Origin of the sequence: Pseudidiomarina woesei (genome assembly GCF_001418345.1) — a bacterium.
Lineage (GTDB): Bacteria > Pseudomonadota > Gammaproteobacteria > Enterobacterales > Alteromonadaceae > Pseudidiomarina > Pseudidiomarina woesei.
In genome coordinates this window covers 1-15,192 of record NZ_LIPW01000008.1, presented here as the reverse complement: position 1 = coordinate 15,192, position 15,192 = coordinate 1, and the positions used below count along the sequence as shown (strand labels likewise).

Sequence of the window (15,192 nt, the reverse complement as noted above, 5' to 3'; positions counted from 1 at the left end):
CTTAATTATCAGCACCATGGTTGTGTTAGTGGCTTGCAGCCCGCAAGAACAAGAAACCTTCGTAAAACCAGCAACCGCACAACCTAGCGTTGCCAAAAGCGCGACTAAGCATCGCGAGGTAAGCCTTTCTCAATCGCACGCACAAGCCGTACAACTTGCTTTTCCACTTTAACGGCTTCTGAACGCTGGCGTTCTAAAGCCCAGTCAATATGCTCTTGCACCATAGCGCTGCAGCTTTCACGACGCTGCTCTAATGCGCGAATAATATCGGTATCTGTTGGGGCGTTGCCCATGGCAACCGCAAGATTTCGCAGCCAACACTCATAGCCAATGCGCCGAATAGGCGAGCCTTCGGTTTGCTTTAAAAAGGTTTCTTCATCCCACGCCCAAAGTGCTAACAACTCAGGTGCATGTAAATTTGCACGTGGCGAAAAATCATGTTCGTCGGTCAGCTGCGCATAACGGTTCCATGGACAAATGAGTTGGCAGTCATCACACCCATAAATACGATTGCCAATAAGCGGGCGCAACGACTCAGGAATGCTGTCGCGTAGCTCAATGGTTAGGTATGAAATACATTTGCGCGCATCAAGAACATAAGGCTCGACAATAGCCTGGGTTGGGCAAATTGTGATACACGCGCTGCAGCTACCGCATTTCTCGGCTACCGGCTGGTCGGTGGGCAATGGGAGGTTTATTAACAGTTCGCCTAAAAAGAACCAAGACCCACCGCCTTCATCAAGCACCAGCGTATGTTTACCGCGCCAACCGAGCCCCGCTTTTATTGCCAGCGGTTTTTCCATGATAGGAGCAGAATCAACAAAGGGTCTAAAGTCGAGATCCGCACAAGCTTCTTGTATGCGTTCGCCCAACTGTTTTAGGCGTTTGCGCATTAATTTATGATAGTCACGCCCAAGCGCATAGCGGCTAATGTAGCCAAGCCGTGGATTCTTTAAGGTTTTTGCAAACCCAGCTTCAGCAGGTAGATAATTCATACGCACAGAAATAGCCCGAATTGCACCCGGGTGCAGCTGGTCGGGACGAGTACGCAAATCTGCATGGCGAGCCATCCACTCCATAGTGCCATGCATGCCACTTGCGAGCCATTTCTGCAAATAATCGCGTTCGGCGCTAAGATCAATATCCGTGATGCCAACTTTTTGGAAGCCTAGTTCAGCGCCCCAACGTTTGATATCTGCAGCAAGTTGGTGATAATCCATAAAAATGCATTTATCCTTAACAAAAGCTGACAAACCAGCGTGATAATTCGCGCTAACATAGCAAAAAACTCCAAGGTCTGCACTGATGAGCGCCGATTACAGCACAATGATTTATACCACTGAACAGGTCCGCAATGGCGAACGCGCCGCGGCGGAATCCTTAGATATAAGTATGGCTCAGTTAATGCAACGGGCGGCGCAGGCCTGCTTGCTAGCTATTCAAGGCCAGCAACCGCCGCCGGCTCGTGTGCTTATTTTGTGCGGGCCTGGTAACAACGGTGGTGACGGGTGGGTTTTAGCTCGCCTTGCCCAGCAGCAGGGTTATCAGGTGCAGGTGGCGGCAGCCGCGCCGCAAAGTGCTTTAGCTAAACATGCCGCCGCAGCCTGGCATGACTTGGGCCAACCGTCGCTTGCTTTGAATAAACTAGAGAACCATCACTTTCAAGCGCAAGATATAGTCGTTGATGCGCTTTTAGGCAGTGGCCTGAGTCGTGAGCTCGATGGCGAATTCAAACGTGTCGTTGAGCTTGTAAACCAGTGTGCCGAGCAGTATTCAAATTGGGTGTTAAGTGTCGATGTTCCTACTGGCCTCAACAGCGATACAGGCCAGCCGCAACCGATAGCTGTTTACAGCCACACTACAGTGACCATGGTGGCATTAAAACTAGGATTAGTTACGGGGCTCGCGGCTAACTATTGCGGGGCTATTGAGTTAGCCGATTTAGGCATTGCAACGACATTTTATAAACAACCGCCAAGTTTACGTGCAATTAGCAGCCAGTGTGCAGAGCAGCAATTGTCGCCGCGCCGAAAAGCATCGCACAAAGGCAATTTTGGTCATCTACTAATCGTTGCTGGCGGCCCGGGAATGAGCGGGGCAGCCGTGCTTGCAGGGCAAGCTGCATTGCGTTGCGGTGCAGGTAAAGTCTCGGTGGCGTGCCACCCGCAGTCGCAGCAAGTGATAGCTATGCAGCAACCCGAGCTTATGGTGCATTCGGTCACCGATGACTTACAGCCATTATTAGCCAAAGCTGATGCCGTAGTTATTGGGCCTGGCCTGGGGCAGAGTGCGTGGGCGCATCAATTGGTTAGTACCGTGGCGAAGTGGTATGGCCCTGTGGTGTGGGATGCCGATGCACTGAATCGACTCGCCGAGCTAACACTTAGCAAGCCAGCACAGTCAACGTGGTATTTCACGCCTCATCCCGGCGAAGCCGCGCGCTTGTTGCACACCAGCACTACCGAAGTTAATGCCGATCGACTAACCGCACTTACAAAACTTTGTCAGAACTTTCAGGCACAAGTATTACTCAAAGGGGCTGGTACGCTAGTTCAAACAAGCTCGCAGCGTTGGGTATGTCGGCGCGGTAGCCCAGCACTGGCAAGTGGCGGCAGCGGCGATGTGTTAAGCGGTATAGTCGGCGCGTTGATTGCGCAAGGCGTTGCAACAGATTCGGTATTACCACTTGCAGCATGGCTGCACGCTGTGGCTGGTGAGCTTGCGGCACGTGATGGTGAACGTGGTACACTTGCCAGCGATATTATTGCGGAACTGCGCGCATTGGTGAACCCATGGCAAGTAATTGATAAATGAGTGAAACATTAATGACAGATGTCACACGTCATGCCGTTGATGAAGCGGCGTTGCTAAGTTTAGCGAATGAATTAGCACAGCAAGTGCAAGTGCAAGAGGCACAATTAGAACATACGGGCCTTACAATCTACTTGTTAGGCGAATTAGGTGCTGGAAAAACCACCTTTAGTCGCGGCTTTATTCAAGCCTTGGGGCATAAAGGGCATGTGAAAAGTCCGACTTATACTTTGGTTGAAACCTATGAGTTAGCACCCTGGTTTGTGAACCATTTTGATTTATATCGTTTAGCAGACCCAGAAGAACTTGAATTTATGGGTATCCGTGATTACCTTGGAAACCATAGAATAGTATTAGCGGAGTGGCCGCAACGCGGTACCGGATATCTTCCGCCGGCAGATATAATAATAACGATTGATTATGCGGGCTCAGCGCGATCAATCAATTTAAGTGCGCAAACAGAACGAGGTCGGGTATTGCTCGATAATATGTAATGCAAAAGCTAACAGCGGTATTTCTAAGCTTGGTCGGTGCGTTGGTCTATATGCTTTCGTTCGCCGCGCTAGCTAATGACATTAACAATGTGCGAGTGTGGCCCGCGCCGGATAACACACGTGTGGTATTTGACCTTGGTCAAAGCCCCGATTATAGCTATTTCACGCTATACCAAGCTGAGCCATATCGGTTAGTGATAGATTTTAATGCGACGCAACTGAAAGTTAACTTAAGCAGCATTGAAAACGAGTCGCTGTTGATTAAAAAAATTCGCACCAGCACCCCAAAAGACAAGCAGTCCACTCGAATTGTCCTTGAATTAACCGAAAAAATAGATGTAAACGTGTTTCCATTAGCGGCTAATGATCGTTATGGCGAGCGTTTAGTGGTTGATTTGCCAGGGCGCTCGCTCGCGCGCAAAAACGAGCCGCTACGTGCCGAACAATTAGAAGAGCGCAAGGTAACTATCGCGATTGACGCGGGCCACGGTGGCGATGACCCTGGTTCAATTGGGCCAAGCGGCACTTATGAAAAACACGTAGTCTTGAAAATTGCTAAAGCGTTGGCGGATATTATCAATCGTGATCCAGCCATGCAGGCGTATTTAATTCGCACCGGCGACTACTACGTGGGCCTGAATGCGCGTCCACGAAAAGCCGAAGAAATTAAAGCGGATTTGTTGGTTTCTATTCACGCAGATGCGTTTACAAGCCCGCAGCCCCGAGGCGCTTCGGTATGGGTGTTGTCGAGTCGGCGCGCAAACAACGAAATGGGTCGCCTGCTTGAAGATAAAGAGCGATTATCAGATGTTTTAGGGGGTGTTGACTTACGAATTGAAGAAGACGACACCTATGGTTATCTCAATAAGGCACTAATTGACATGTCGATGGGCCATGCAATGAGCTCTGGCTATGATATGGCAACCGAAGTTATTGCAGAAATGAAAGCCGTGGCGCGTATGCACAAAACTGAACCGCAGCATGCTAGTTTGGCTGTATTAACCTCTGGTAATGTGCCGTCAATGTTGGTTGAAACTGGGTTTATATCGAATCCACAAGAAGAGAAATTGCTGCAAAGTAATAAACATCAGCAGCAGCTGGCGCGCTCAATTTATCAGGGTATTCGAAATTATTTTCAACGTCGCCCACCAGATGGGACATTATTTGCAACCAATAGAAGCAGTACCCACGTGGTGCGTTCTGGTGAGTCGCTTTCAGTGCTTGCTAAGCGTTACAATACCACGATAAAAGCGATTAAAGAGCAGAATGACCTCAACAGCAACGTGTTGTATGTAGGGCAGAAGCTTCAAATTCCATCGTCTTAACGGTTAGGTTAATACATGCCCATTCAGCTATTGCCGATAAGTCTGGCTAACCAGATAGCGGCCGGCGAAGTTATTGAACGCCCAGCCTCTGTGGTCAAGGAGTTGGTTGAGAACTGCCTTGATGCAAAGGCAACAGAAATTACCGTGGACATTGAGCAAGGCGGGCGCCGCCGTATTCGCGTGCGTGACAATGGTGCTGGCATTCCAAAAGATGAACTTGCGTTAGCACTTAGTCGCCACGCTACGAGCAAAATTAGTTCACTTGCTGATCTTGAAGCTATCCAAAGCCTAGGATTTCGCGGCGAAGCGTTAGCCAGTATTAGTTCGGTATCGCGCTTAACCTTAACGGCAAAAACTCAACAGCAAGAACAGGCGTGGCAGGCTTGGGTTGAAGGGCGAGATATGCAAGCTGAACTCGCTCCAGCAACGCATCCAGATGGCACCACTGTTGATGTACAAGATTTATTTTTTAATACACCGGCGCGGCGCAAATTTTTGCGTACCGACAAAACTGAATTTAATCATATCGATGAGGTTTTACGTCGCATTGCACTGGCGCGGTTTGATGTGCGTTTTAACCTTGTACATAACGGTAAATCGGTACGTCAATACCAGGCTGTGCATAGTCCCGAGAGTTATCTACAGCGGGTTTCTCAAGTATGCGGAAAGACATTTACTGACACGGCTGTCGCACTTGAACAGCAGGCTGGGCCTGTTCATTTATGGGGCTGGGTAGCGCCTGCACAAAGCTGCCGCCACCAAGCCGACGTGCAGTACTTTTATGTAAATGGCCGAATGATGCGTGACCGTTTACTAGGCCATGCGGTGCGTCAAGCTTACGCAGACACGCTCGGCGATGATAGGGTGCCTACTTTTGTGCTGTATTTGCAGTTGCCTGCGCAAGATGTCGACGTTAACGTTCATCCAGCAAAACACGAAGTGCGTTTTCATCAAGCAAGGCAAATTCATGACTTTGTGCTGCAGGCGATACGCCAAGCGTTGCAAAGTGCAGCAGTCTCAAGCTCGCAAACACCTGCTAGTGACTCGCCGGAATCAGCATCTCATGGCTATAAACCGAGCCATGAAGCGCTTGCTGCACAAGTACGGGAGCTGCAACCGCGGCATAATTCTATTTTTCCAAGCCGAGCTGCACCACCACCGAAGGTACCGATTGTTTCGCAAGAGGCAGCAGCGCAGCCTGAGCAAAGCGTAACCGCCGTAGTGCAGAAACGCTTTGCGCTGCTTACCCAGCCAAGTCTTGGTTTACTCGATTTACAACGGGTGCAACACAGCTATTTGACGCAGCATATTCAACAACAATTTAGCGTAGGGCTGGCTGGGCAGCCGTTATTGGTTCCGGTAAAAATTACTGAACCGACGTTGGTAAAACAACTGACGCAAATTGATGAAAAGTTATTGGCACGTCTTGGCATCCGGCTAGAAGTAACGCTGAGAAAATCACTATCGGTTACTGTATTGCAGGTTCCAGCGCCTCTGCGGCAAACCGATATTGTAGTAAGCTTAGCAGAAGTTGCAGCACAGCTAGTGCAGCACGAGGATTCACTCGAGTCTCAGGTACTGCCTTGGTTGGCCAGTTTCGCTGTGCAAACTGAGTATTCGCCGACCCAAGCAGAGCACTGGTGGCGTTGGTGGTTGGACAACGGTAACGCCAACCCTGCTTGGTTTATACCGGTGTCGCTGCCCGAGCTACCGGAGGCATTAAAATGAACCAGCCGTTAGAAAAACCTTTTGTGATTTGTTTGTACGGCCCAACTGCCGCCGGTAAAACAGGTTTAGCCATCGCCTTGACGCAACATCTACCATGCGACATTATTTCGGTGGACTCGGCGTTAATTTATCGTGGCATGGATATTGGTACGGCCAAACCTACCGCCGCAGAGCGGGCGCAAGCGCCGCACCGTTTGATTGATATTTGTGAGCCTTCCGAGAGTTACTCAGCGGCACAATTTGCTGCCGATGCGCGGCGCGAAATTGATGATATTATTGCTCGCGGGCGCATTCCGTTATTAGTCGGCGGCACTATGCTTTATTTTAAGGCTTTGTTGGAAGGAATGTCTAAGCTGCCTGAAGCTAACCCAGAAATTCGCGCGCAATTACAACAAGAGTTGGAATTACGAGGCGCTGCTGCTTTGCATCAACAATTGCAACAAGTCGACCCAGTTAGTGCTGAACGAATTCATCAGAATGATCCTCAACGGTTGCTCAGAGCTCTTGAGGTTTATCGAATAAGTGGTAAGTCGCTTACCGAGTTAACGCAGCAGCGACATGGCGCCCTGCCATACCCGGTGATTCAAATGGCCATAGCACCGAGTGATCGCAAAGTACTGCATGAACGTATTTCGTTAAGATTTCGTCAAATGTTGGAACAAGGCTTCTTAGACGAGGTCAAACAACTACGACAACAGTCTGATTTACATCTTGATTTACCGGCTTTACGCTGTGTCGGCTACCGTCAAGCATGGCAATACTTAGACGGTGAATTTGATGAGAACGAGCTGATAGACCGAGGCATTTTTGCCACGCGGCAATTGGCAAAACGTCAGCTTACATGGTTGAGGAAGTGGCCTGGCGTGCAGTGGCTAGAAACCGACGCCGATGATTTGGTGGAGCAAGCGCTGGCTATTTGCGCGAGTGAGCCGCAGTTATTTACTCAAGCTGCTCTTGAAAACTAATAGATTCACCCTATATTCAGTAAAGACTGAAATAAATAGTTATGCTGTCAAATGACAGTCTTTAAACTATATTAACAAGTGACTAGCATGAGCGGGCAGTAAGTTGTTGCTGGACACAAACAATAACAAAAAAGGATAATAAATATGGCTAAGGGGCAAACGTTACAAGACCCGTTTTTGAATGCGCTTCGCCGTGAGCGTGTGCCGGTTTCGATTTATTTGGTAAACGGAATTAAGTTGCAAGGGCAAATTGAGTCGTTTGATCAGTTTGTCATTTTATTGAAAAACACAGTTAGCCAAATGGTTTACAAGCATGCCATTTCAACAGTGGTACCGGCGCGTATTCCACAAAATTATTTGCCAGTAGCTGAAGGCAGCGAAGAGGCAATTGACTAATTATATTCAAGACAGAATAAAGGAGCAGTGATAGCTTGTTTGATAGGTTTGATAGTGGTGAACGGGCTATCCTGGTCCACGTTGATTTTCCAGCAGAAATCGATCGTGAAGACCTTTCTGAATTGCAGTTATTAGTAGCTTCAGCAGGGGTGGAAACTCTTGGTGTGGTTACCGCTGCGCGCAGTACCCCAAGTTCAAAATATTTTGTCGGCTCAGGTAAAGCCGAAGAAATCGCCGATCAGGTAAAACTGCTTGAGGCGAATATCGTTATTTTCAATCATGGTTTAAGCCCCACCCAAGAGCGTAACTTAGAAAAGCTCTGCCAATGCCGAGTGCTTGACCGAACCGGTCTTATTCTCGACATATTTGCCCAGCGCGCCCGTACCCATGAAGGTAAGTTACAAGTGGAGCTGGCGCAGTTGCGTCATATTTCAACCCGACTGGTACGCGGCTGGACCCACTTAGAGCGCCAAAAGGGCGGTATTGGTTTGCGCGGTCCGGGTGAAACCCAGCTTGAAACTGACCGCCGTTTAATTCGTGGTCGTATCAAGAATATTCTTGGCCGTTTAGAAAAAGTTCAAAAACAACGTGAACAAGGTCGGCGCGCACGTCAGCGAGCGGAAATACCGACGGTTTCATTAGTGGGGTACACCAACGCCGGAAAATCAACCTTGTTCAATCGCGTGACAGAGTCTGATGTCTATGCGGCAGACCAGTTGTTTGCGACGCTAGACCCAACGTTGCGCAAGTTAGAGTTACCCGACGTAGGGCCAATTATTTTGGCAGACACAGTTGGTTTTATTCGACACTTACCTCATGAATTAGTCGCCGCATTTAAGGCAACCTTGCAAGAAACTCAAGAAGCCGACTTGCTGCTACATGTGATAGATGTTGCTGATGAACGTCAGGCTGAGAACATCGCTCAAGTACATGAGGTATTGCAAGAAATTGGCGCCGACGACATACCACAACTATTGATTTGTAATAAAATTGATAAACTAGCAGACGGCGTGGCGCGTATTGATACTGATGACCAAGGCATGCCGACGCGAGTATGGCTATCAGCGCAGTCTGGTATTGGAATTGATTTGTTACAAGATGCTTTAGTGAAGCGCTTGCGCCCGCAGATGGTTGACGTATGCTTGCGAATTCCGCCCTCGATGGGCAAATTACGTGGTAAGCTGTATGCCATGAAAAGCGTAACGTCAGAGCAGACTCGTGATGACGGTAAATTAGCGCTACACGTACGAATGTCTGCTGTAGATTGGCAGCGTTTGAGCAAGCAAGTTGCCGAAGAGTATGGCGATAGCTTGCAAGGCTTTGTAGAATAGTTACAAGCAAAGCGAAAAATAGAATTCATAAACTACCCAGAGTTGGAGTAATCAATGGCCTGGAATCAACCGGGAAACGGTAACAATAACGACCGTGATCCATGGAAAAATCAAGGCGGCCGCGATCAAGGCCCGCCAGATCTCGACGAAGCAATTAAGAATTTGCTCGGCAAGCTTGGGCTTGGCGGTAACAAAGGCAAAGGCGGTGGTAGCAATAAAACTGGCGGTGGTTTTCCAGCCCGCGGTTTTGGTGTTATCGCAATTCTTGCTGTAGTTATTTGGTTTATTGCCGGCTTTTATACGGTGAAAGAAGCGGAGCGAGGTGTCGTGCTGCGCTTTGGTCAATATCACAATTTGGTGGAGTCTGGTTTGCATTGGCGTCCATTGTTTGTTGATAGCGTGCAAACCGTCGATGTTAGCAACGTACAGCAGTTTCAGTCCGAAGGCTTTATGCTCACGCAAGACGAGAACGTTGTTCACGTCGAGCTGGACGTGCAGTATCGCATTGTGAACCCGCGCGATTATTTATATGCGGTAGAAAATGCTGACAACAGCTTGGCACAAGCAACTGACAGTGCGCTGCGTTATGTTGTGGGTCACACCACCATGGACGAAGTACTCACTGTTGGCCGTGAAGCCGTACGCCAGAACACTCTTGAGTTGCTTGAAAATATCATTGCGCCGTATCAGTTAGGTATTCAAGTTGTGGATATCAACTTGCTCCCAGCTCGCCCACCAGAGGCGGTGAAGGACGCATTTGATGATGCCATTGCCGCGCAAGAAGATGAACAACGTTTTATTCGTGAAGCAGAAGCCTATGCGCGTGAAATTGAGCCACTAGCACGTGGTCAGGTACGCCGTGTGTTACAAGAAGCACAAGCCTACCGTGAGCAAGTGGTGTTAAAAGCGCAAGGTGAAGTTGCTCGATTCAATGAGTTACTGCCGCAGTATAAAGCCGCGCCACAGGTTACTCGTGAACGTTTGTACATAGAAACACTTGAGAATATATACAGCAACACTGCCAAGGTTATGGTGGACGTTGAGGGCAGCAACAACATGATGTATCTGCCATTAGATAAAATTCTTGAGAAGCAGCGTGCTAGTGAGCAGCCTGCGCGAAATGAAGCATCAAGCACCAATTCGCGTCCGACAGAAAGCGTGCAACCAAGTAGTAGCACCACAACACGCTCTAACAATAGCGGTATTCGCACCAGCGACCGCTTTAATAATGGCCGGGGGTAAACGATGAAAAATTTTGTAGCTGTACTCGTAATCGTTGCCGTAGTGTTGGGCTTTTCATCGATTTTTGTGGTGAAAGAAGGTCAACGCGCCATTGTTGTTCAATTTGGAAAGGTACTGCGTGATGCAGATACCGGTGAACCTGTTGTTTACACCCCAGGTTTGCATTTCAAATTACCGTTTATTGAAGACGTGAAACGTCTTGATGCACGGTTTAAAACTTTAGACGGCAACCCAGACCGCTTTGTCACAAGCGAGAAAAAAGACCTTATTGTTGATACCTATGTAAAATGGCGTATTTCTGACTTTGCCACATATTACTTGTCAACCAATGGCGGTAATCAAGCGCAGGCGGAAGCCCTTTTGACGCGTCGTGTTAGCAGTGGGTTACGCGCTGAGTTTGGTAGCCGAACTATTAAAGAAATTGTGTCTGGCGAGCGTGATAACCTCATGCGTGAGGCCTTGATTCGTGGCGCTGATAGTGCACAGGAATTAGGTATCGAAGTTATTGACGTACGGGTAATGCAAATTAACTTGCCAACCGAAGTAAGCCAGTCAATTTTCCAGCGTATGCGTGCAGAACGTCAAGCCGTTGCTATGGAGCACCGCTCTGAAGGTCGCGAGCAAGCCGAGTTTCTTCGTGCTGACGTGGACGCCCGAGTTACCGTAATGTTGGCTGACGCAGAACGTGAGTCACGTGAACTTCGTGGTCAAGGTGACGCCGAAGCGGCAGGTATCTATGCAAATGCATACGGTAAAGATGCCGAGTTCTTCTCGTTTATTCGTAGCTTGCAAGCGTATGAAAAGAGCTTTGAAGCGGGTAACGATGTGTTGGTGTTGGAGCCGGACAGCGATTTCTTCAAGTACTTGAAGCAATCAACAGCTAATTAAGAGCAAGTGCGATATCGGATATTAGATATTAGATATTAGAGAAAAACCCGCGGTTGTTCCGCGGGTTTTTTGTGTTTAAGCTCTAGCAAATAACGAATAACGAGCAACCAACTATGTCTTATAAGTCGCATTACCGAGAATTTATGGCACAGCATCCTGACACCTTGCATTGTGCGCCACACAGCCACCATTACTGGCCAGATTGCACCCGCGATGCTCAGTTAGCTTATTGGCTTGATAGCGCTAAAGGTGTTGATCATAAATGGGACATAATCTTTGGTGAACGCGTACCCGATGTGCAGCGTCGTTTGGCAGAATTACTAAACCACCCGCATCCGCAGCAGTTTGTATTTGCTGGCAATACGCACGAGTTGTTATATCGCGTGTTTAGTAGTTTTGACCCAGCTAAGCCGCTACGAGTGCTTAGTACCGACAGTGAGTTTCATAGTTTTTCACGCCAGATTCGGCGCCTGCAAGAACGTGACAACTTCGAACTAGTAACCGTTGCTACCGAGCCCTTTGAAACCTTCCCACAACGCTGGTTAACAGCAGTAGAACAGGGGGGCTACGACGTTATTTTCACCAGCCAGGTATTCTATAACTCTGGTGTGGTAGCGCCAGAGCTATCAACCTGGCTACCTAACGTACCAGAACAGACGCAAGTTATTATCGACGGCTACCACGGCTGTGGTGCGTTACCCACAGATTTGTGCCCCTATGCTGACCGAATTTTTTACCTAGCTGGCGGATATAAATACTTGCAGGCTGGGGAGGGCTGTTGCTTCATGGCGGTACCTAAACAATGCCAGTTACGTCCAGAATATACCGGTTGGTTTGCTGACTTTGCCAGCTTAGCGAAACCGCAGCAAGGCGAGGTTGCATACGCCGACGATGGCATGCGATTCGCTGGTGCCACTATGGACTTTACGGCCTTATATCGATTGCAAAGTGTATTGGAGTGGTGGCAGCGAGACGGACTATCCTTGGCGAAAATGCATACCTATGTACAACAGTTGCAACTGGCATTTTTGGCGACGCTTGACGAGTTGCAGCATCCGTTGGTCAATCGCGACCATTTATTAGCGGCCGATTTGGCAGAGCATGGCCACTTCCTAACTTTTAGGCTCGACACGGCGGAGCAGGTAGCTGCATTAGCTCAGCAGTTAGAAGACCAGGGTGTCAGCACTGATTATCGGGGCAATCGCTTACGTTTTGGCTTTGCTATCTACCATGATGTTGAAGACTACCAACGATTGAAAAAAGCGTTAAGCCCGAACTGATCGGGCTACCGTCAATGCCAAATACCTGTTAAAATCGCCGCCTGTTTTTTCAACAGTAACCGCTGGTAACGAGATCATGGGCAAAAATGTAGTAATTTTAGGTACGCAATGGGGTGACGAAGGTAAAGGCAAAATCGTAGATTTGCTGACAGACAAGGCGTCATTAGTAGTTCGCTATCAAGGCGGACATAACGCAGGTCATACCCTCGTTATCGACGGTGAAAAAACCGTTTTACACCTCATTCCATCCGGAATTTTGCGCGACAATGTAAAATGCATTATCGGCAACGGTGTGGTGCTATCACCAGAAGCATTGATGGAAGAAATTACTATGCTCGAAAAACGCGGCGTACCAGTGCGTGAGCGTTTATTGATTAGTGAAGCCTGTCCACTTATTTTGCCTTACCATATTGCGCTTGACCAAGCGCGCGAAAAAGCCCGCGGTAGCAAAGCAATCGGTACCACCGGCCGCGGCATTGGACCAGCGTACGAAGACAAAGTGGCGCGTCGCGGTTTGCGAGTTGGCGACTTATTCCATTTTGAACGCTTCGAAGAAAAACTTCGCGAAGTGGTCGAGTTTCATAACTTTACCTTGGTTAAATATTACCAAGCCGAAGCTGTCGATGTTGAAGCGGTACTGGAATATTGCCGTGAAGTTGCCAAGTTGCTTGAAGGTATGATTGCCGACATTCCAGCATTGCTTGACGAAACACGTCGTGCTGGCGGGCATATCATGTTTGAAGGCGCGCAAGGTACGTTGTTGGATATCGACCACGGTACATATCCGTACGTAACTTCTTCAAACACCACAGCCGGTGGCGTGTCAACGGGTGCAGGTTTTGGTCCGCGCTACATTGACTATGTTTTGGGGATCGTTAAAGCCTATACTACTCGCGTTGGTAGCGGCCCATTCCCTACTGAACTTGAGTGCGAAGTAGGCCAACACCTTGGTGTTAAAGGTCATGAATTTGGTGCCACTACGGGCCGTAAACGTCGTACTGGCTGGTTCGATGCGGTAGCAGCACGTCGTGCAGTGCAAATTAACTCAGTGAGTGGTTTTTGCTTAACCAAGTTGGACGTACTTGACGGTTTAGACGAATTGAAAATCTGTATCGGTTATAAATTACCAAATGGCGACGTGGTTGATTATCCGCCAATGGCTGCAGAAGATTATGAAACCGTTGAACCCGTTTATGAAACCATGGCGGGTTGGAAAGAGAGTACTTTTGGTATTACTGAGCACAAAAACTTGCCAACGGCGGCGCTTGCTTATATAAAACGAATTGAAGTTTTGACTGGTGTTCCAGTGGACATTATTTCAACAGGTCCAGACCGCGCAGAGACCATGATTTTGCGTCATCCGTTCGCAAATTAACCAAACGGACCGTAAAAGCTAAAAAAAATTCGTTTTACTATTGCATCATCAAAATCGATACAATAGAATGCGCTCCACCTAACCGGGGTGCCGGCATAGCTCAGTTGGTAGAGCAACTGACTTGTAATCAGTAGGTCCCGAGTTCGACTCTTGGTGCCGGCACCATTTTAAAATCTGGTTTTGGAGGGGTTCCCGAGCGGTCAAAGGGATCAGACTGTAAATCTGACGGCTCAGCCTTCGCAGGTTCGAATCCTGCCCCCTCCACCAATTTTTAGCATGGTCATGCGAATGCGGTGAGTCCAGAATGGTTTGAGGTGGCCCGATTCAAGGCATGCGGGTATCGTATAATGGCTATTACCTCAGCCTTCCAAGCTGATGATGTGGGTTCGATTCCCACTACCCGCTCCAATAATCTGTATTTGTGCTGATATAGCTCAGTTGGTAGAGCGCACCCTTGGTAAGGGTGAGGTCGGCGGTTCAAATCCGCCTATCAGCACCACGTATCTGGCCAAACTCTTCCCTTGTCTCGTCTCACTTAATTCGGCATAATCGCCGGCTAATGATTTTCAATTGTTGGTGTTAACTCACCGTACGTTGTCCAAAAAGAGGCTGTCATGGCAAAAGAAAAATTTGAACGTTCCAAACCGCACGTTAACGTTGGTACAATCGGCCACGTTGACCACGGTAAAACTACTCTGACCGCTGCGATCACTACAGTATTGGCGAAAACCTACGGTGGTTCAGCACGTGCATTCGATCAAATCGATAACGCACCAGAAGAAAAAGCGCGTGGTATCACCATCGCAACTTCACACGTAGAGTATGACACTCCAGCACGTCACTACGCCCACGTAGACTGCCCAGGGCACGCTGACTATGTTAAAAACATGATCACTGGTGCTGCGCAGATGGACGGCGCTATCTTGGTAGTAGCTGCAACTGACGGCCCAATGCCACAAACGCGTGAGCACATCTTGTTGTCACGTCAGGTAGGCGTACCATTCATCATCGTTTTCATGAACAAATGTGACATGGTAGACGACGAAGAGTTGTTGGAATTGGTTGAGATGGAAGTTCGTGAACTTCTTTCTGAGTACGATTTCCCAGGCGACGACTTGCCAGTCATTCAAGGTTCAGCGTTGAAAGCGTTGGAAGGCGAAGAGAAGTGGGAAGCGAAAATTGTTGAATTGGCAGAAGCATTGGATACCTACATTCCAGAGCCAGAGCGTGATATCGACAAGCCGTTCATCATGCCAATCGAAGACGTATTCTCAATCTCAGGCCGTGGTACTGTAGTAACTGGTCGTGTAGAGCGTGGTATCGTTCGTACTGGTGACGAAGTTGAAATCGTTGGTAT

The 15,192-nt window shown here is 48.5% G+C and carries 13 protein-coding genes and 4 tRNA genes; 16 read left to right on the top strand and 1 reads right to left on the bottom strand.

Going from position 1 to position 15,192, the window contains the following annotated elements; all coding sequences use genetic code 11:
* Positions 1-104: 104 nt before the first annotated feature.
* Complete coding sequence (queG, locus tag ASC40_RS10165) at positions 105-1,220, bottom strand: tRNA epoxyqueuosine(34) reductase QueG (RefSeq protein ID WP_055439703.1); 1,116 nt, start codon at positions 1,218-1,220, stop codon at positions 105-107.
* An 85-nt stretch (positions 1,221-1,305) separates the two neighbouring features.
* Between queG and ASC40_RS10160 the strand changes: the two genes are divergently transcribed.
* From ASC40_RS10160 to ASC40_RS10085, 16 genes are all read left to right on the top strand, one after another.
* A complete protein-coding gene (locus ASC40_RS10160) occupies positions 1,306-2,814 on the top strand; it encodes a bifunctional ADP-dependent NAD(P)H-hydrate dehydratase/NAD(P)H-hydrate epimerase (RefSeq protein ID WP_055439702.1) in 1,509 nt (502 codons plus the stop codon).
* Complete coding sequence (gene tsaE / locus ASC40_RS10155) at positions 2,811-3,305, top strand: tRNA (adenosine(37)-N6)-threonylcarbamoyltransferase complex ATPase subunit type 1 TsaE (RefSeq protein ID WP_055439701.1); 495 nt, start codon at positions 2,811-2,813, stop codon at positions 3,303-3,305. Before ASC40_RS10160 ends, tsaE begins: the two co-directional genes overlap by 4 nt.
* Positions 3,305-4,630, top strand: coding sequence for an N-acetylmuramoyl-L-alanine amidase (locus ASC40_RS10150; protein ID WP_055439700.1), 1,326 nt, complete (start codon positions 3,305-3,307; stop codon positions 4,628-4,630). The genes tsaE and ASC40_RS10150 overlap by 1 nt, the downstream gene beginning before the upstream one ends.
* Positions 4,631-4,645: 15 nt before the next feature.
* Complete coding sequence (gene mutL, locus ASC40_RS10145) at positions 4,646-6,358, top strand: DNA mismatch repair endonuclease MutL (protein WP_055439699.1); 1,713 nt, start codon at positions 4,646-4,648, stop codon at positions 6,356-6,358.
* Entirely contained in the window at positions 6,355-7,323 is a 969-nt protein-coding gene (gene miaA, locus ASC40_RS10140) for a tRNA (adenosine(37)-N6)-dimethylallyltransferase MiaA (RefSeq protein WP_055439698.1), read from the top strand. Before mutL ends, miaA begins: the two co-directional genes overlap by 4 nt.
* A 144-nt stretch (positions 7,324-7,467) precedes the next feature.
* Complete coding sequence (gene hfq, locus ASC40_RS10135) at positions 7,468-7,719, top strand: RNA chaperone Hfq (protein ID WP_055439697.1); 252 nt, start codon at positions 7,468-7,470, stop codon at positions 7,717-7,719.
* 35 nt (positions 7,720-7,754) lie between these two features.
* Positions 7,755-9,050: a ribosome rescue GTPase HflX gene (gene hflX / locus ASC40_RS10130; protein WP_055439696.1), complete on the top strand. Its 1,296-nt coding sequence runs from the start codon at positions 7,755-7,757 to the stop codon at positions 9,048-9,050.
* A gap of 54 nt (positions 9,051-9,104) precedes the next feature.
* Entirely contained in the window at positions 9,105-10,292 is a 1,188-nt protein-coding gene (gene hflK, locus ASC40_RS10125) for an FtsH protease activity modulator HflK (RefSeq protein WP_055439695.1), read from the top strand.
* Between the two features lie 3 nt (positions 10,293-10,295).
* Positions 10,296-11,180 carry a protease modulator HflC gene (gene hflC, locus ASC40_RS10120; protein ID WP_055439694.1) on the top strand — a complete coding sequence of 295 codons (885 nt, stop codon included), beginning with the start codon at positions 10,296-10,298 and terminating at the stop codon, positions 11,178-11,180.
* 113 nt (positions 11,181-11,293) lie between these two features.
* Positions 11,294-12,460, top strand: coding sequence for an aminotransferase class V-fold PLP-dependent enzyme (locus tag ASC40_RS10115; protein ID WP_055439693.1), 1,167 nt, complete (start codon positions 11,294-11,296; stop codon positions 12,458-12,460).
* Positions 12,461-12,536: 76 nt separating this feature from the next.
* A complete protein-coding gene (locus ASC40_RS10110; protein WP_055439692.1) occupies positions 12,537-13,835 on the top strand; it encodes an adenylosuccinate synthase in 1,299 nt (432 codons plus the stop codon).
* Positions 13,836-13,924: 89 nt separating this feature from the next.
* Positions 13,925-14,000, top strand: a tRNA-Thr gene (locus tag ASC40_RS10105).
* Positions 14,001-14,017: 17 nt separating this feature from the next.
* A tRNA-Tyr gene (locus tag ASC40_RS10100) sits at positions 14,018-14,102 on the top strand.
* Positions 14,103-14,168: 66 nt separating this feature from the next.
* Positions 14,169-14,243: transfer RNA gene (locus ASC40_RS10095), tRNA-Gly, on the top strand.
* 15 nt (positions 14,244-14,258) lie between these two features.
* A tRNA-Thr gene (locus tag ASC40_RS10090) sits at positions 14,259-14,334 on the top strand.
* Positions 14,335-14,449: 115 nt separating this feature from the next.
* The coding region (locus ASC40_RS10085) for an elongation factor Tu (RefSeq protein WP_141656144.1) at positions 14,450-15,192 on the top strand (743 nt) is incomplete at its 3' end.

Excerpts from the sequence above, each read along its gene's own strand:
- queG (WP_055439703.1), bottom strand. The coding sequence starts at position 1,220 with ATGGATTATCACCAACTTGCTGCAGATATCAAACGTTGGGGCGCTGAA.
- ASC40_RS10160 (WP_055439702.1), top strand. The coding sequence starts at position 1,306 with ATGAGCGCCGATTACAGCACAATGATTTATACCACTGAACAGGTCCGC.
- tsaE (WP_055439701.1), top strand. The coding sequence starts at position 2,811 with ATGAGTGAAACATTAATGACAGATGTCACACGTCATGCCGTTGATGAA.
- ASC40_RS10150 (WP_055439700.1), top strand. The coding sequence starts at position 3,305 with ATGCAAAAGCTAACAGCGGTATTTCTAAGCTTGGTCGGTGCGTTGGTC.
- mutL (WP_055439699.1), top strand. The coding sequence starts at position 4,646 with ATGCCCATTCAGCTATTGCCGATAAGTCTGGCTAACCAGATAGCGGCC.
- miaA (WP_055439698.1), top strand. The coding sequence starts at position 6,355 with ATGAACCAGCCGTTAGAAAAACCTTTTGTGATTTGTTTGTACGGCCCA.
- hfq (WP_055439697.1), top strand. The coding sequence starts at position 7,468 with ATGGCTAAGGGGCAAACGTTACAAGACCCGTTTTTGAATGCGCTTCGC.
- hflK (WP_055439695.1), top strand. The coding sequence starts at position 9,105 with ATGGCCTGGAATCAACCGGGAAACGGTAACAATAACGACCGTGATCCA.
- hflC (WP_055439694.1), top strand. The coding sequence starts at position 10,296 with ATGAAAAATTTTGTAGCTGTACTCGTAATCGTTGCCGTAGTGTTGGGC.
- ASC40_RS10115 (WP_055439693.1), top strand. The coding sequence starts at position 11,294 with ATGTCTTATAAGTCGCATTACCGAGAATTTATGGCACAGCATCCTGAC.
- ASC40_RS10110 (WP_055439692.1), top strand. The coding sequence starts at position 12,537 with ATGGGCAAAAATGTAGTAATTTTAGGTACGCAATGGGGTGACGAAGGT.